This is a genomic window from Streptococcaceae bacterium ESL0687 (assembly GCA_029392475.1).
Taxonomy (GTDB): Bacteria; Bacillota; Bacilli; order Lactobacillales; family Streptococcaceae; genus Floricoccus.
Genome location: CP113940.1, coordinates 526,806 through 544,112 on the forward strand (window position 1 = coordinate 526,806; position 17,307 = coordinate 544,112).

Here is a 17,307-nt window from a genome sequence, read left to right on the forward strand (position 1 = left end):
AAAGGAAGGAATTTTACAACTAGTTTTCCCTGTGAATTACTAGTATATTTATGGTAGAATTGAAGGATGAATAATAAAGTAGAAGAGAGAATAAAAGAGCTAGTTGAGCTCTTAAATAAATACGCTTATGATTACTATACCTTAGATAATCCAAGTGTAGAAGATAGTGAGTATGACCGCCTTTACAGGGAGCTTGTTGACCTTGAAAACAAGCACGAAGATTTAATTCAAGACAATTCGCCAAGCCACCGGACTGGCGGTTTAGTTTTGTCAAAATTTGAAAAGTACCAGCACCAGTATCAACTTTATAGCCTCCAAGATGCCTTTTCCTTGGAAGAAATCGAAGACTTTGATAAAAGAGTTCGCAAGGTAGTTGAAAATCCAAATTATATCTGTGAATTAAAGATTGATGGTCTATCCTTATCCCTAGTTTATGAGAAGGGATCTCTTGTTGTTGCGGCAACCAGGGGAGACGGAAGTATCGGTGAAAATATTACTGAGCAGGTAAAAAGAATTCATGATGTTCCATTAGTACTTACAGAACCTGTTGATATTACTGTTCGTGGTGAGGCCTACATGCCTAGGAAGTCATTTAATAAACTTAATGAAGAGCGGGCCCTTAGAGGAGAAACAACCTTTGCCAATCCAAGGAATGCTGCAGCTGGAACTTTAAGACAACTTGATACAAGAGTTGTTGCTGAAAGAAAACTTGCTACCTTCTTATACCAGGAAGCAAGTCCTGCAACTCACGGTAGCCAGGAAAAGGTTTTAGAATACCTAGAGAAACTAGGTTTTGTTGTTAATGAAGACCGAATTCATGCCAAGTCGATTGATGAGGTTTGGGCCTTTATTGAAGAGGTAGCTAAGATGCGCGGTAAACTTGCCTATGATATTGACGGGGTAGTTATTAAGGTTGATGATTTAAGGGAGCAGGAAGCTCTAGGATTTACCGTTAAGGCACCAAAATGGGCGATTGCTTATAAGTTTCCGGCAGAACTTGCGGAGACTGAAATTTTAAGTGTTGACTGGACGGTTGGACGGACAGGAGTTGTAACCCCAACAGCCAATATGACGCCCGTTCAACTAGCTCAAACAACTGTAAGTCGGGCCACTCTCCATAATGTCGATTATATTAAGGAAAAAGATATTCACCTTAATGACCGAGTTGTAATCTATAAGGCGGGTGATATTATCCCCGCTGTTCTAAGGGTTATTTTTGATGCTAGAGCTTCTAGGGAAATTTTTCCCATCGAAATTCCAAGTCTTTGTCCAGTTTGCCAGTCGCAACTTGTTCACTTGGAGGAAGAGGTAGCCCTTCGCTGTATTAACCCCATGTGCCCTGCTCAAATAAAAGAAGGTCTTACTCACTTTGCTAGCCGTGCTGCTATGAATATTGTGGGACTTGGTCCAGCTGTCATTAATCAACTTTTTGAAAAAGGACTTGTCGGAGATGTGGCTGATCTTTACAAGCTTACACCAAATGATTTGATGACCCTTGATAAGGTTAAGGAAAAGTCGGCAGATAAAATTTATAGGGCCATCCAAAATTCCAAGGAAAATTCCCTTGAAAAATTAATCTTTGGTCTGGGTATCCGCCATGTCGGAGCCAAGGCGGGTAAGATTTTAGCCCAACATTTTTCAAGCATGGAAGCCATAGGTAAAGCTTCTGTTGATGAAATAGCAGAAATTCCAGGTATCGGACATGTTATTGCGACTTCTGTGGTTACTTATTTTGCCAACGAACAAGTTCAAAACCTAATTAAGGAATTAAGGGATGTTGATGTAAATCTCCTTTATCTGGGTGAAAAAGTACCTGAAAGCGGTATTCTATCAGGGAAAACGCTAGTTTTAACTGGAAAACTTAAGGAGTTTACAAGGGCTAGTGCCAAGGAAAAGATTGAGTCCCTGGGAGGCAAGGTTACCGGTAGTGTATCTAAAAAAACAGATTATCTAGTGGCTGGAAGTGATGCTGGAAGTAAGCTTACTAAAGCACAGGAATTGGGTGTTGAAATTTGGTCTGAAGACGACCTTTTAAAATTATAATAAAGCGGGAAGTATGTAATGAAGAAAGCAAGATTGATTTATAATCCAACCAGTGGTAAGGAGATTATGAAGGGAAATGTGGCTGAGATTTTGGAAATCCTAGAGGGCTTTGGTTATGAAACTAGTGCCTTTGCTACCAAACCAAGCCCCAAGTCAGCCCTAAAGGAAGCAAAAAGAGCAGCTCTTGCGGGCTTTGATCTAATAATTGCTGCAGGTGGAGATGGTACCATTAATGAGGTGGTAAATGGAATCTCACCCCTAGAAAATAGACCTAAAATGGCTATTATTCCTGCCGGTACAACCAATGATTTTGCAAGGGCCTTGAAAATTCCGCGGAATAACCCTATTGAGGCTGCTAAGGTAATTGGAAAAAATCAGACCCTTAACATGGACATTGGTCTTAAGGGTGAAGATACTTATTTTATGAATATTGCTGCAGGAGGTACCTTAACAGAATTAACCTATAGTGTTCCAAGTCAGCTTAAAACTGTCTTTGGTTATTTGGCCTATTTAACCAAGGGAGTGGAGCTTCTACCCCAAATGAAATTAGTCCCTGTTCGCATGGAGCATGATGAGGGAGTTTTTGAAGGGGAAATTTCCATGTTTTTTGCAGCCCTAACCAATTCAGTTGGTGGTTTTGAGCAAATAGCACCAGATGCCAAGCTGGACGATGGCCTCTTTACCTTAATTATTGTTAAGACAGCTAATCTTTTTGAATTAATTCATTTAATCGGATTAGTTATTAATGGCGGCAAACATCTTGAAGATGACCGGATTGAATATATTAAGACCAGTAAACTTGGGATTGAAGTTCTAAGTCGCGACCGGATGATGATAAATCTTGACGGAGAGTACGGAGGGGACGCTCCTGTAGTCCTTAAAAATTTAAAAAATCATATTGAAATGCATGCTAATGTAGATGAAATATCTGATGACAACTACTTGGGTGATGATATGGAAATCATTAGGGAAGTTGTTTCAGCAAAAATCATTGAGGCAACAGAAAATTTAGATAATAAAAAAGATTTATAGCAATATAAATTTTTTTTTATAGCAAAATACTTTACAAACCACATAAAAAAATTGTATACTAAGGAAGTAGATTAAATTGTCAGAAAGTTCAAAAACGACGGGAAATTCTGATTTAATTAATAACAATAAAGGAGATTTATGAATGAAAAAAGCTAAGCTTTTAGGTTTCGGATTGTTATCCGTTGCAGCACTGGGAACTTTCACGGCATGTGGAAACAAAGATAGCAAAAGTTCAACATCAGACAAGAACCTTGCTAAAGAACTAAAAACATACTATACAAGTGATCCTAAGACTCTTGACTATACGGTAGCTATGCAAAGATATACATCAGAGCACACAGCTAACTTTGTTGAAGGACTTTTATCTTATGATCAGTACCGCCAATTAGTTCCTGCTCTTGCTGAGAAATGGGAAGTTTCAGAAGATGGAAAAACTTATACTTATCACATTCGTAAAAATGTTAAGTGGGTTGATTCTGAAGGAAATGAATATGCAGAAGTTAAACCTTCTGACTGGGTTACAGGGCTAAAACATGCTGCTGACTCTGAATCAGAAGCTCTTTACATCGTTGCTGACTCAGTTAAAGGGCTAGCTGATTATGCTTCAGGTAAGGAAAAAGATTTCTCTAAAGTGGGTATCAAGGCTGATGATGACGCCATGACTCTTACTTATGAGCTAAACAATCCTGAATCATTTTGGAATTCAAAAACTACTTATGGTATCTTAAACCCAATTAACGAAGAGTTCTTGAAATCTAAAGGTGATAAATTCGGTGGACTTTCTGCAGATTCACTTCTTTACAATGGACCATTTATCTTGTCAAGCATGACTGATAAATCAGAAATCACTTACAAGTCTAACCCAACTTACTGGGATAAGGATAATGTCCACGTTGATTCTGTAAAATGGACTTACTATGATGGATCAAAACCAGATTCATTATACGATGGGTTTAAGGATGGTAAGTACGACTCGGCATCTCTTTACCCAACAATGCCTTACTTTACAAGCGTTGATACAAAAGACGTCATTTGGACAGAGCAAGGAGCAAGCACCTACTACGGAGCATTCAACTACAACCGTCAAAACTTTACTAATTCTAAGAAAACTGATCAGCAAAAAGAAGAAACTAAGAAAGCCCTTCTTAATAAAGACTTCCGTAATGCGATTACTTTCTCAATTGACAAAACTAAATACACTGCCCAATACAATGGTGAGGACGGGGCTAAGAACATGATTAGATCAAGTCTTGTTCCAAGTGATTTTGTAACAATTGCTGGTAAAAACTTTGGTGATACAGTTCAAACTGACCTTGAAAAACGTTCTAGTGTATGGAAAGGTCTGTCAGTTGCTCAACAAGAAAATGGAACCTTCAACACTGAAAAAGCTGTTGAAGCATTCAATAAAGCAAAAGAAGCACTTAAAGCTGAAGGCATTGAAGTGAGCGCAGCTAACCCAATTATTATCGATGCTCCAGTTAATGAAACAAACGAAATTGGTAAAAAAGCTTATGCTTCACTTAAAAACTCAATTGAATCTACTCTGAAAAATGAAGTAACATTCAACATTATCCCACTTGCAAAAGACCCATATACTCAAGCTACATTCTCATTCAAGACTGCAGCTGAAGCTGACTATGACTTTGCAATTACTGGTTGGGGACCTGACTATGCTGATCCATCAACTTATCTAAATATCTTCTCACCTAAATCAGGGGACGTCTTCCGTAACCTAGGTCTTGACAGTGAAGTGACTCTTAAAGGTGAGGATAAAGGTGTTGCAGCTAAGAAAGCTCTTGACTTTGCTAAGTACCAAGACTTACTTGATACTGCAGCAGCTATCTATGACAACACAGACAAACGTTATGAAGCTTACGCTGAAGCTGAATCTTGGTTACTAGATAACTCAATCATCATTCCAATCATGTCAGATGGTGGTTCAGCATCAATTCGTCGCACAGTACCATTTACAGGTATCAACTCAAATGGTATCGGATCTACTGCTTACTCATTCAAGTATCTAAAAGTTGGTAAAGACACAGTAACCGCTGAAGAGTACAACAAAGCATTGAAAACTTGGAAAGAAGAAGTAGAAAAACGCTCTAAAGAAGCAGTAAAATAAGATATACTCTTATCCGCAGATTTTGGTTTTATCAATTTGGTACAATCATAATAGAGACTGGAAAATTCCAGTCTCAATTTGCGTTTTATAGAATGGTTAGAAAATTATGAAAAAATATATACTATCAAGATTACTTAGAGCAGTTTTTTCAATAGTTGTCGTTACAGCGATTGTTTATACGCTCATATTCTCATTAATTCCCCGTAGCCAAATTTTTACAAGTGACCCGAATATAACTAAGGTTGCAGGTGATCCAGATAAAAAAGCAAACTATGAAAATAGTGTTTACAGAAAACAAGGCTATATTGATTACTACAATTCTCAACAACTTGCTAATGAAATAAGCAAAAATACGCCTTCTTTCACCTCAGAGGGGACCGATGAGAACCTTAAAATAGCTCAAGAATGGGCTAAAGAAAAGGGTAAGGGCTGGGTAGTTAGTGAACTTCCTAATAGTAAGGATTTATATGCGACCAGAGAAATTCCAATCTATGAACGTGTAATTAAATTCTATGCTAACCTAATTCAAATTGATCATCCTTGGAAGGTTAAGGATTCTTCAAATCCAGATTTAAAGAGATATGTTAAATTTGAGTGGACAAAAGGTAACGGGCCAGCCCTTGTAGGTAGTGGTACCCAGCACAAATATTTAATTTACTTTGACAAATCTTTCCCTTACATCCACCAAAATATCATTAAATTATACCTTGGTGAATCTTATCCAACTTTTGGTGGCCGTGACGTAATGAATGTCTTAACCAGTGGACAAGGACAAACTAAATCTCAAGAGATTACCTTGGAAGATGGAAGTAAGATGATGTCTTCATTTAACATTCATACTGCCCAGTATCAAAGTCCTGAAAATCAAGATGAAAGATCTAAGAAGATTTTCCAAGATGACTATACAGACGTTAAAAGTAACTACCAGGATCCATCAATGATTAAAAATTCATTTGTGATTGGAGTTATTGCTGTAATCTTAAGCTACTTAATTTCAATTCCATTGGCTACCCAACTTAGTCGCCATGCAAACTCAATCCTTGATCGTATGGGACTATTCCTAACAACAGCCTTTATCGCTCTACCGTCTCTTGCTGTAATTTACTTTGACCGTTTTGTCGGAAATAGCTTATTTGGTCTACCAGATAGTTTTACTGACTACGGAGCAGGTGATCTTCGTTCATATATTCTTCCAGTGATTATCCTAGCCCTCCTCCAAACGCCAGGAAATGTCCTATGGATTCGTCGTTATATGCTCGACCAAGCATCAAGTGATTATGTTAAATTTGCTCGTGCTAAAGGTCTGAGCGAAAAAGAAATTTATAGTAAACATATCTTGAAGAATGCCATGATCCCAATCAGTAATGGAATTCCTGCTTCAATTATCCTAGCCATTTCTGGGGCAACAATGACAGAAACCATTTTCTTAATTCCAGGTATGGGTAAAATGTTACCAGATGCCATTAAATCACATAACAATGCAATGGTAGTCGGTATTACCTTTATCTTTACAAGTCTATCAGTAATTTCAGTCCTACTCGGAGATTTACTGATGCAAAAAATTGATCCACGTATTAACTTAGCAGAAAAAGGAGGAAGAAAATAATGGATGAGAAACAATTATTTAGTTTTGTACCTCCAAGAAGCGATGAAAGTGAAAAGATTGAAGCCCCTATGTACTCTTATTGGAGGAGTGTAGGACGTAAATTTCTTTCTAATAAATTAGCCTTAGTCATGCTATCAATCCTAGTAATCTTACTCTTAATGAGTTTTATCCAACCTATGTTTTCAGGATATACGGTTATTGATGCAGGTAAAATTGATGACTTTAGTGCCCGTTACAACTATCCAAATGCCAAATACTGGTTCGGGACAGACTCAAATGGACAAAGTCTATTTGATGCTGTCTGGGCTGGTGCCCGTACTTCAATTTTAATTGGGGTTCTTGCTACAGTAATAACCACCGTAATCGGTGTTATTGTTGGAGCTATCTGGGGAGTATCACCAAAGATTGACAAATTTATGCTTGAGCTTTACAATATTGTAAATAACGTCCCAGCTCTTCTAATCATGATGGTCTTCTCATATGCCTTTGGTCAAGGTTTTTGGAACCTACTGCTTGCCATGACAATTACATCTTGGGTGGGTTCAGCCTACTTTATCCGGGTAAATGTTATTGGTCTAAGGGATAGGGAATACAATATTGCCAGCCGTACCTTAGGTACTGGTGTTTGGACAACAATTACCAAAAATATTCTACCTTATTTGGTATCTATTATCGTTACCTCAATGGCTAGCTACCTACCAGGATTTATTTCTTACGAAGTATTCCTAAGCTTCCTAGGTGTAGGTCTATCGAGTGATACTCCGTCTCTAGGACGACTAATTTCTGAATATACAAGTAACATAACAGACCATGCTTACCTATTTTGGATTCCTGTTACCGTTCTTGGTTTAGTTACTATTTCATTATATATTGTTGGACAAGCCCTAGCTGATGCTAGTGATCCAAGAACACACATGTAGAAAGGAAGGTTTTAATCATGACTAAAGATGTAGTTCTTTCTGCAAAAAATATTAGTATTGAATTTAAGGTCCGTGACCGTACCCTTCGTGCCATTCGTGATATCTCAGTAGATTTACTTGACGGAGAAACTCTAGCTCTTGTTGGTGAGTCTGGAAGTGGGAAAAGTGTCTTTACCAAAGCCTTTACTGGTATGCTTGAAAGTAATGGTGAGGTCAGTGAAGGATCAATTATTTACAATGGTCAAGATTTAACAGACTTAAAAACAAACAAGGAATGGGAAAAAATTCGTGGTGGACAGATTTCAACTGTCTTCCAGGATCCTATGACAAGTTTAAACCCAATTAATACCATTGGTAGCCAAATTAGTGAGGTTATTGTAAAACACCAAAAACTAAGTGCATCTGAAGCTAAAGAAGTTGCTATTGATCTTATGGATAAGGTAGGAATTCCAGAAGCTGAAAAAAGATATGATGAGTATCCTTTCCAGTATTCAGGAGGAATGCGTCAAAGGATTGTTATTGCCATAGCTCTTGCAAGTAAACCAAAGATTCTTATTTGTGATGAGCCTACAACAGCCCTAGATGTAACCATTCAAGCACAAATTATTGATTTATTGAAAGAACTTAAAAAAGAATATGGTTTTTCAATGATCTTTATCACTCATGACCTTGGAGTAGTTGCAAGTGTTGCCGATAAGGTAGCAGTAATGTATTCTGGTGAGATTATCGAATACGGAACTGTTGAAGATATCTTCTATGATAGTCGCCACCCATATACTTGGGCCCTTCTATCAAGCCTACCGCAGCTTGCAACATCCGAAGAACTTTACTCAATTCAAGGAACACCACCATCTCTTTATAATGAAATTAAAGGAGATGCCTTTGCCCCTAGAAATCCAGAACCTTTAGCCATTGATTTTGAACAAATACCTCCTAAATTTGAGGTAAATGATCACCACTGGGCTAAAACTTGGCTTTTAGACGAACGTGCACCAAAACTTGAAAAACCTAAGGGAATTCAAGATTTGCATGCCAAAATGAAGAAAATTTATAGCAAGGGAGAGGCATAGTGGCTGAAAAATTATTAGAAATCAAAGATTTATCAATCTCCTTTGGTGAGGGTAAAAATAAAAATATCGCTGTTAAAAATGCCAACTTTGATATCTACAAGGGTGAAACCTTTGGTCTTGTTGGTGAATCAGGAAGTGGTAAGACGACTATCGGTCGTGCAATCATGGGTCTAAACAATGTTGAATCAGGTGATATTGTTTTTGAAGGTGAAAAAATTAATAAAAAACTTTCAAAGGAAGAACAAGAGCATGTTATTAGAAACATTCAAATGATCTTCCAGGATCCTGCAGCAAGTCTTAATGAACGTGCAACGGTTGACTATATCATTTCAGAAGGTTTAAGGAATTTCCACCTCTTTAAAGATGATGCTGACCGTGAAGAGAAGGTTAAGACAATGATTAAAGAAGTGGGACTTCTACCAGAACATCTGTCAAGATATCCCCATGAATTTTCAGGCGGTCAGAGACAGAGGATTGGTATTGCAAGGGCTCTTATCATGGAACCTAAGCTTGTAGTTGCAGATGAGCCAATTTCAGCCCTTGATGTTTCCATCCGTGCACAGGTTCTAAATCTTATGAAGAGAATTCAAGAGGAAAAAGGCCTTACCTATCTAATGATTGCCCACGATTTAAGTGTGGTTCGCTTTATTGCGGATAGGGTTGCCGTTATCCATCACGGGGTAATCGTTGAAATGGCTGAAACTGAAGAATTGTTTAATAATCCTCTGCACCCATATACTAAGAGTTTACTTTCTGCAGTTCCAATTCCAGATCCTGAACTTGAAAAAGTTAAGGTATTAACTGTTTATGATGGAATTCATGATTACGAGACAGATAAACCAAGCTTTAGAGAGATTACTCCTGGACACTTTGTTTGGGCAAATGATGCTGAAGAAGCTCAATATAAAAATGAAAAATAGGTCTAACCTATTTTTTATTTTTCATCCTTTAGGATTATAGGAAAAATAAGCTTATTTTGCTATACTGGACTTAGATTCAGAATTTACATTTGAAATAAAGGTTTATTAAAAAATATGGTAAAAAAACAATTTCTACAATTTTTATTAATTACGATGTTTGAAGCATGGTTCTTTGCTGACGCTTTTTTAAGCGGAAGAATTTTCTTTGCTACAATTTGGTTCCTTCTACTTTTTGGAAGGGTTAGAACCAGTTATCGTTTAGATAAGGCTGTAAAAAAAGCTGGCTTAGTGTAGCTAGCTTTTTTTAGTTATTTATATATCAATCTATACCAATAATTTTAAAAAAAACAGAATTTTATTATTGACAGGAGTAAACTATTAGTTTATATTATCTTTGACATCTGAAATAGATAGTATACAAGTATATACCAATTTAAAGGAGACAAATTAATGTGCGGAATTGTTGGAGTTGTTGGAAATGACAACGCAGTTGATATTTTATTACAGGGACTAGAAAAGTTAGAGTACCGTGGCTATGATTCAGCTGGTATTTTTGTTAATAGTCCAGGTAGCAGTGAACTAGTCAAATCAGTGGGACGTATTGCTAAGCTTCGTTCAGAAATTGGTGATGACACTCAAGGAACTGCAGGAATTGGTCATACTCGTTGGGCAACTCATGGTAAACCTTCTGTCGAAAATTCTCATCCTCATACTGATCAAACAGGCCGTTATGTGCTAGTTCATAATGGGGTTATTGAAAACTACCAAGATATTAAGGAAGAATATTTGACTGATGTAGACTTTAAGAGTCAAACAGATACAGAAGTAGCAGTTCAGTTAATTGGAAAATTTGCTGAGGAAGGAATGAGCCTTCTTGAAGCCTTTGAAAAGGCCCTTTCAATTATTGAAGGAAGTTACGCCTTTGCTCTTATGGATGCTGAAGATCCTGATGTTATCTATGTGGCTAAAAATAAGAGCCCCCTTCTTATTGGTCTAGGAGATGGTTACAATATGGTATGTAGTGATGCCATGGCCATGATTCGTGAAACCAATGAGTTCATGGAAATTCATGACAAGGAACTTGTTGTTTTAACTAAAGATAAGGTTACTGTTAGCGATTATGAAGGAAATGAAATTGAACGTTCTTCTTATATTGCAGAGCTTGACCTATCTGATATTGGAAAGGGAACTTATCCTTTCTACATGCTTAAGGAAATTGACGAGCAACCAACAGTTATGCGTAAGTTAATTAATACTTATGCGCATGAAGATGGATCAATGAATGTAGATCCTGAAATTATCAAGGCTGTGCAAGAAGCAGACCGTATTTACATTATTGCAGCTGGAACTAGCTACAATGCAGGATTTGCTTCAAAACGTACGCTTGAGGCTCTAACAGATACACCAGTTGAACTTGGAATCGCTAGTGAATGGGGTTACAACATGCCTCTTCTTTCTAAGAAACCTTTCTTCATCTACCTATCACAGTCAGGTGAGACTGCAGATTCACGTCAGGTTTTAGTTAAGACAAATGAGAGAAATATTCCAAGTCTTACAGTAACAAACGTTCCAGCGTCAACTTTATCACGTGAAGCTACTTATACCATGCTCTTACATGCAGGTCCTGAAATTGCCGTAGCATCAACTAAAGCTTATACAGCACAGATTGCAGCCTTAAACTTCCTAGCAAAAGCTGTCGGCGAAGCTAACGGAAAAGCAGAAGCTCGTGATTTTGACCTTGTGAAAGAACTTAGTCTAGTAGCTCAAAGTATTGAAGCGACTCTTTCTGAAAAAGATTTGATTGAAGAAAAAGTTAAGGAAGTTATCGGTGATAGCCGCAATGCCTTCTACATTGGTCGTGGTGATGACTATTATGTAGCCATGGAAGCTAGCCTTAAACTTAAGGAAATTTCATATATTCAGTGTGAAGGATTTGCAGCAGGAGAGCTTAAACACGGAACTATTGCTCTTATTGAAGAAGGAACACCTGTTATGGCTTTAATCAACAGTGACAAGACTGTTGCAGCCCACACTCGTGGAAATGTAATGGAAGTTGCAGCCCGCGGAGCAAGTGTTCTAACAATTGTTGAACAGTCGGCGGCTAGAGAAGATGATGATATCATTGTTACTGAGGTTCATCCTTACCTTTCACCAATTGCCATGGTTATCCCGACTCAGCTTATTGCTTACTACGGATCATTAATGCGTGGTCTTGACGTGGATAAACCACGTAACCTAGCCAAAGCGGTAACAGTAGAATAATTATAAACCTTATGAAAATCAGCCCTAACCGGCTGTTTTTTTTTTCGCTCCTTATATTTTTTATGGGATGGTGACTTGAAACCTAAGAAAATTTTTAGTATAATGAAAAAAACCTTTAAGAATAGTCCAGAGAGGCTGTAAAGGTGTGCAATGTTGATATTATTACCTACACTCTAAGTGTATGTTTTGTCATAGACACACCCTGCCTTCTGGCTGGGTGTTTTTTGTTAGTTTCAAGCAGGTAGCTACTTATATAATCAAATAGAAAGAGGAAAGAAGATGTCAGTTAAAGAAATTATCGATGAAATTACAATGAAAAGAGCAATTACACGAATTACTTATGAAATTATTGAGCGTAATAAAGACCTAGACAAATTGGTCTTGGTTGGTATTAAAACACGTGGTGTTTACATCGCCCAAAGAATCCAAGAACGCTTAAAACAATTAGAGAACATTGACATTCCTCTTGGTGAACTTGATACAAATCCATTTAGGGATGATAAAAAGGCTGATCACGATACAACTGTAATGCCTGTTGATATTACAGGAAAAGAAATTATCTTAGTAGATGATGTTCTTTATACAGGACGTACTATTCGTGCAGCAATTGACGCTCTTGTAACTCTAGGACGTCCTTCAAAAGTAAGTCTAGCTGTTCTAGTTGACCGTGGTCACAGGGAACTTCCAATCAGAGCTGACTATGTTGGGAAAAATATTCCAACAAGCCGTGACGAAGAAATCATTGTTGAAGTTAGCGAAGTTGATGGAGCTGACAGCATCAAGATCAGACGAGAAGACTAAAATTAAAAATTTGAAGGATGGATAACTATGGAAAAACCTATTTATGATGTTCATGATATGCCAAAACCAGGCCTCTTATTTGGCCTAAGCTTCCAACATTTATTTGCCATGTTTGGAGCCACTGTTTTAGTTCCAATTTTAGTGGGAATTGATCCAAGTATCGCTCTTTTCTCAAGTGGTTTGGGTACAATGGCCCACCTATCTGTAACTAAATTTAAAATTCCAGCCTACATGGGGTCAAGTTTTGCCTACATCGGGGCCATGCAGTATCTTTTAAAGCATGACGGAATTCCGGCTGTGGCTCAAGGAGCTATGGTCGGAGGACTTGTTTACCTCCTAGTTGCCCTATTAATTGGAAAAATCGGTAAGGCTTGGATTGATAAAATCCTTCCAGCCATTGTCGTAGGACCTGTTGTAATGGTTATAGGTTTGTCATTATCAGCTAATGCTGTTAATGATTCAATGAATAAGGATGGTCAGTATTTCCTACCTTATCTACTTATTTCCCTATTCACCCTTTTTGCAGTAATTATCTTTAATATGTATGGTAAAGGGTTCATCTCAGTGATTCCAATTTTACTTGGAATTTTCACAGGTTATCTTTTTGCCCTTGTAGTTGGGAAAATTATTGGTCAACCCCTTGTTGATTTTACAGGTGTTGTTGAAAGTCCTTGGTTTAAATCACCGAACTTTGATATTCCCTTCCTTGATTATAAGTTTAAGCTCTATCCAAGTGCGATTTTAATGATGGCCCCCATTGCCTTTGTAACAATGACTGAACATTTTGGTCACGTAATGGTTTTAAATAGCTTGACCGGTCGTGATTATTTCAAGGATCCAGGACTTGAAAGAACCCTCGCAGGAGACGGTCTGGCTCAAATAATTGCCGGATTCTTCGGAGCGCCTCCTGTAACTAGTTATGGTGAAAACATTGGAGTTATGGCCATTTCAAAGGTCTATAGTGTCTTTGTTATCGCAGGAGCTGCCGTTCTTGCAATCCTATTAAGTTTTGTCGGAAAAATTTCAGCCCTAATCTCAAGTATTCCAGCTCCTGTTCTTGGAGGGGTAAGCATTGCCCTCTTTGGAGTTATTGCAGCAAGTGGTCTAAGAATCCTAGTAGAAGACAAGACTGATTTTAATGATAAAAGGAACCTTTTGATCGCAAGCGTCATTCTTGTAGCAGGAATTGGAAATCTAACCTTCCAAATGGGTGATTTTGCCATAACAGGAGTTGCCTTTTCAACAATTCTTGGAATTGCCTTGAATTTACTTTTACCAAAGGAAGATAAGAAGTAATTAATAAAGCAAGTAATAAATTAACTAATTGAAGTTTATTTAACTCCTGTCTTAGGATATCAGCTCATCTTGTGATAAACTATATTTTGTAAAATATTTTTTACATAATGATTTTACAAAATTACTAGTGGAGGTTAATATGCCAGAAGAAATATATGACATAAGTATCGTTGGAGCAGGACCTGTTGGTTTATACGCCGGATTTTATGCAGGTATGAGAAGTGTCAAGACACAGATAATTGAAAGCTTACCCCAGGTTGGTGGCCAACTTCAGGCCATCTATCCTGATAAATATATCCATGACGTTGCAGGACACACTAAGGTTAAGGCCAGTGAACTTGTTAGTCAATTAAGTGAACAGGTTGAAAAGATGCCCCAGGTAAAAATCAGGGTTAATGAGTCAGTAGTTGATATCCAAAAGGCTGAGGATCATTATTTGATTATTACAAGTAAGGGCAGCTACAAGACCAGGGCAATCATTCTTGCCACAGGTAATGGAAGCTTTAATCCAAGAAAACTTCCAGCAGATGTTGAAACAAATCTTGAGAAAGAAGACGAAAAGATTCATTACCATGTAGACAAGCTTGAAAATTACCGGGATAAGCATGTGGCAGTAGCAGGTGGAGGAGATTCAGCCATTGATATTGCCATGATGCTTAATAAGGTAGCAAGTAAGGTTTATCTAATTCATAGAAGAGAAGAGTTTAGAGCCCTGGAAGAAAGTGTAAGACAGCTTCATCTTTCTGACATTGAAATTCTAACCCCTTATAAATTTAAAAAAATAGAAGACGACAGTGATTTAATTAATATTCACCTAAGTAAGATTAAGGCTGACCAGGAAGATAAGATATCTGTGGATAACTTACTAGTCAACTACGGCTTTCTTTCCGAAACAGGTCTTGATAAAAATTGGCAGGTTGATATTGAAAAGGACCGAGGCTTGTACGAAGTCGACTCACTCATGGAAACAAGTGCTTCTATGATTTACGCTATAGGTGACGGAGTTACTTATCCAGGAAAAATTAAATTGATTTCCCAAGGTTTTGGGGAAGGTCCTATGGCAGTCAATCAAATTGTAGGAAAACTTTATCCTAATAATAAAAGGAGTGCCCACAGTACATCACTCTTTAAGTAAGAAAGGCAGGAAAATGATTAATCAAGATGGCAAACTTATGTTGGAACATTTAGTTACCATGGAAACTCTCACAAATGAGGATTTGATGGCTCTTATTAAGGCTGGACAAGCTTTTAAGGAAGAAAATCCTTCAGCTGACAGTTTGAAGCCTGAAATTATGGTAAACATGTTCTTTGAATCAAGTACGAGGACTCACAAGAGTTTTGAAATTGCTGAGCGGAAACTTGGATATAAGGTTGTTGATTTTGATGCATCAACAAGTTCAGTTAATAAGGGGGAAACTCTTTATGATACAGTTCTTACTATGTCAGCTCTTGGAGCAGATATTTGCGTCATTCGCCATCCAGAAGAAAATTACTATGAAGATCTGATTGCTAGTAAGAGCATTAAATCATCAATTATCAATGGAGGAGATGGAAGTGGCCAACACCCTTCCCAAAGCCTTCTTGATCTGATGACCATCTATGAGGAATTTGGTCATTTTGACGGTTTGAAGATTGCAATAGCTGGTGACCTTAGCCATTCCCGTGTAGCCAAATCAAACATGCACATGCTTAAGCGCCTCGGAGCAAAACTATATTTTGTTGCTCCAAAGGAGTGGTATTCAAGTGAGTTTGACCAGTACGGGGAACATGTTGGTCTTGAAGAAATTATTGAGGATTTAGACGTCCTCATGCTTTTACGGGTTCAACATGAAAGACATGACGGTTTGAAGAAATTTTCTAAGGAAGACTACCATCAAAATTATGGTTTAACCCTTGAAGGTTATAAGAAATTAAAGGATCAAGCAATCATCATGCACCCAGCTCCTGTTAATAGGGGAGTTGAGATTGCCAGTGAATTGGTTGAGAGTCCCAAGAGTAGGATTGTCGAACAAATGACCAATGGTGTTTTTGCTAGGATGGCAATAATTGAAGCAATAATGAATTACAGAAAACAAGAGAAGCTTTAGGAGACTAGACAGGATGAAAAGATTATTAATACTTGAAGACGGGACGATTTTTGAAGGAGAAGCCTTTGGGGCTGATCTTGATGTGACAGGGGAGCTTGTTTTTAATACAGGAATGACTGGTTACCAGGAGTCAATAACAGACCAATCATATAACGGACAAATCATAACCTTTACCTATCCTTTGGTTGGTAATTACGGTATAAACCGTGATGATTATGAATCAATTAGTCCAACCTGTAAGGGAGTTGTTGTTCGTGAGAACGCACGCCTTGCAAGTAACTTTAGAAATCAGATGAGTCTTGATGAGTTCCTTAAAAGAAAAAATATTCCAGGAATTTCAGGAATTGATACCAGAGCTCTTACTAGAATCATTCGCAAACATGGTACCTTAAAGGCTACTCTTGCTAATGTTGGTGATGAAATTTCTCACCTGCAAGATCAGTTGAAAGCTACTGTGCTGCCTACTAACCAGGTAGCTCAAGTTTCAACTAAAACTCCTTATCCAGCCCCTGGAACAGGACGTAATGTAGTGGTTGTGGACTTTGGACTTAAGCATTCAATTTTGCGCGAGCTATCTAAAAGAAATTGTAATCTGACAGTTGTTCCTCATACAACAACAGCAGAAGAAATCATTGAGATGAATCCTGATGGGGTTATGCTTACAAATGGACCGGGAGATCCAATTGATGTGCCTGAGGCTCTTGAAATGATTCGAGGAATCCAAGGAATTTATCCAATTTTTGGAATCTGTTTGGGTCACCAATTATTTGCCATGGCAAACGGTGCTAAGACCTATAAGATGAAATTTGGTCACCGCGGATTTAACCATGCCGTTCGTGAAGTTGCAACAGGACGGGTTGATTTTACCTCACAAAACCATGGTTATGCTGTGGATTCTGAAAACCTACCAAGTGATTTAATGGTAACTCACATTGAAATTAATGACCAAAGTGTTGAAGGGGTTAGACATAAATATCATCCAGCCTTTTCAGTCCAGTTCCACCCGGATGCAGCACCTGGACCACATGATGCCAGCTACCTATTTGATGACTTCATGGAAATGATTGATAATTTTAAAAATGAAGTAAGAATGGATTTAATCTAATAGTTCTTGATTAGAAGTTTTGATAAGTAAAAATAAGGAGAAG

13 protein-coding genes are annotated in these 17,307 nt (G+C 37.8%); all 13 read left to right on the forward strand.

The genetic code is table 11. The features are described 5' to 3' along the window. Positions 1-66: 66 nt before the first annotated feature. The 13 genes from ligA to OZX60_02800 all read left to right on the forward strand — a co-directional run bounded on the left by ligA (position 67) and on the right by OZX60_02800 (position 17,264). Positions 67-2,043, forward strand: a complete 1,977-nt coding sequence (ligA, locus tag OZX60_02740) for an NAD-dependent DNA ligase LigA (GenBank protein ID WEV45663.1) — start codon at positions 67-69, stop codon at positions 2,041-2,043. Positions 2,044-2,061: 18 nt separating this feature from the next. Beyond that, positions 2,062-3,075: a diacylglycerol kinase gene (locus tag OZX60_02745; protein WEV45664.1), complete on the forward strand. Its 1,014-nt coding sequence runs from the start codon at positions 2,062-2,064 to the stop codon at positions 3,073-3,075. 142 nt (positions 3,076-3,217) lie between these two features. Further along, positions 3,218-5,197, forward strand: a complete 1,980-nt coding sequence (locus OZX60_02750; protein ID WEV45665.1) for a peptide ABC transporter substrate-binding protein — start codon at positions 3,218-3,220, stop codon at positions 5,195-5,197. A gap of 106 nt (positions 5,198-5,303) precedes the next feature. Further along, positions 5,304-6,803 carry an ABC transporter permease gene (locus OZX60_02755; GenBank protein ID WEV45666.1) on the forward strand — a complete coding sequence of 500 codons (1,500 nt, stop codon included), beginning with the start codon at positions 5,304-5,306 and terminating at the stop codon, positions 6,801-6,803. Next, complete coding sequence (locus OZX60_02760) at positions 6,803-7,723, forward strand: ABC transporter permease (GenBank protein ID WEV45667.1); 921 nt, start codon at positions 6,803-6,805, stop codon at positions 7,721-7,723. Before OZX60_02755 ends, OZX60_02760 begins: the two co-directional genes overlap by 1 nt. Positions 7,724-7,740: 17 nt before the next feature. Beyond that, complete coding sequence (locus OZX60_02765; protein ID WEV45668.1) at positions 7,741-8,793, forward strand: ABC transporter ATP-binding protein; 1,053 nt, start codon at positions 7,741-7,743, stop codon at positions 8,791-8,793. Next, entirely contained in the window at positions 8,793-9,713 is a 921-nt protein-coding gene (locus OZX60_02770) for an ATP-binding cassette domain-containing protein (GenBank protein ID WEV45669.1), read from the forward strand. Before OZX60_02765 ends, OZX60_02770 begins: the two co-directional genes overlap by 1 nt. Positions 9,714-10,163: 450 nt before the next feature. Continuing rightward, complete coding sequence (glmS, locus tag OZX60_02775; protein ID WEV45670.1) at positions 10,164-11,975, forward strand: glutamine--fructose-6-phosphate transaminase (isomerizing); 1,812 nt, start codon at positions 10,164-10,166, stop codon at positions 11,973-11,975. Between the two features lie 279 nt (positions 11,976-12,254). Further along, positions 12,255-12,776 carry a bifunctional pyr operon transcriptional regulator/uracil phosphoribosyltransferase PyrR gene (pyrR, locus tag OZX60_02780; protein ID WEV45671.1) on the forward strand — a complete coding sequence of 174 codons (522 nt, stop codon included), beginning with the start codon at positions 12,255-12,257 and terminating at the stop codon, positions 12,774-12,776. A 27-nt stretch (positions 12,777-12,803) separates the two neighbouring features. After that, positions 12,804-14,072, forward strand: a complete 1,269-nt coding sequence (locus tag OZX60_02785) for an NCS2 family nucleobase:cation symporter (protein WEV45672.1) — start codon at positions 12,804-12,806, stop codon at positions 14,070-14,072. A 139-nt stretch (positions 14,073-14,211) separates the two neighbouring features. Continuing rightward, on the forward strand, positions 14,212-15,207 hold the full coding sequence (locus tag OZX60_02790; protein WEV45673.1) for an NAD(P)/FAD-dependent oxidoreductase: 996 nt from the start codon (positions 14,212-14,214) through the stop codon (positions 15,205-15,207). Positions 15,208-15,220: 13 nt separating this feature from the next. Continuing rightward, on the forward strand, positions 15,221-16,159 hold the full coding sequence (locus tag OZX60_02795; GenBank protein ID WEV45674.1) for an aspartate carbamoyltransferase catalytic subunit: 939 nt from the start codon (positions 15,221-15,223) through the stop codon (positions 16,157-16,159). A gap of 13 nt (positions 16,160-16,172) precedes the next feature. Then, positions 16,173-17,264, forward strand: a complete 1,092-nt coding sequence (locus OZX60_02800; GenBank protein WEV45675.1) for a carbamoyl phosphate synthase small subunit — start codon at positions 16,173-16,175, stop codon at positions 17,262-17,264. Positions 17,265-17,307: the final 43 nt, after the last annotated feature.

Bases quoted from the DNA above. Each gene is read 5' to 3' on its own strand.
- ligA (WEV45663.1), top strand. From the start codon at position 67: ATGAATAATAAAGTAGAAGAGAGAATAAAAGAGCTAGTTGAGCTCTTA.
- OZX60_02745 (WEV45664.1), top strand. From the start codon at position 2,062: ATGAAGAAAGCAAGATTGATTTATAATCCAACCAGTGGTAAGGAGATT.
- OZX60_02750 (WEV45665.1), top strand. From the start codon at position 3,218: ATGAAAAAAGCTAAGCTTTTAGGTTTCGGATTGTTATCCGTTGCAGCA.
- OZX60_02755 (WEV45666.1), top strand. From the start codon at position 5,304: ATGAAAAAATATATACTATCAAGATTACTTAGAGCAGTTTTTTCAATA.
- OZX60_02760 (WEV45667.1), top strand. From the start codon at position 6,803: ATGGATGAGAAACAATTATTTAGTTTTGTACCTCCAAGAAGCGATGAA.
- OZX60_02765 (WEV45668.1), top strand. From the start codon at position 7,741: ATGACTAAAGATGTAGTTCTTTCTGCAAAAAATATTAGTATTGAATTT.
- glmS (WEV45670.1), top strand. From the start codon at position 10,164: ATGTGCGGAATTGTTGGAGTTGTTGGAAATGACAACGCAGTTGATATT.
- pyrR (WEV45671.1), top strand. From the start codon at position 12,255: ATGTCAGTTAAAGAAATTATCGATGAAATTACAATGAAAAGAGCAATT.
- OZX60_02785 (WEV45672.1), top strand. From the start codon at position 12,804: ATGGAAAAACCTATTTATGATGTTCATGATATGCCAAAACCAGGCCTC.
- OZX60_02790 (WEV45673.1), top strand. From the start codon at position 14,212: ATGCCAGAAGAAATATATGACATAAGTATCGTTGGAGCAGGACCTGTT.
- OZX60_02795 (WEV45674.1), top strand. From the start codon at position 15,221: ATGATTAATCAAGATGGCAAACTTATGTTGGAACATTTAGTTACCATG.
- OZX60_02800 (WEV45675.1), top strand. From the start codon at position 16,173: ATGAAAAGATTATTAATACTTGAAGACGGGACGATTTTTGAAGGAGAA.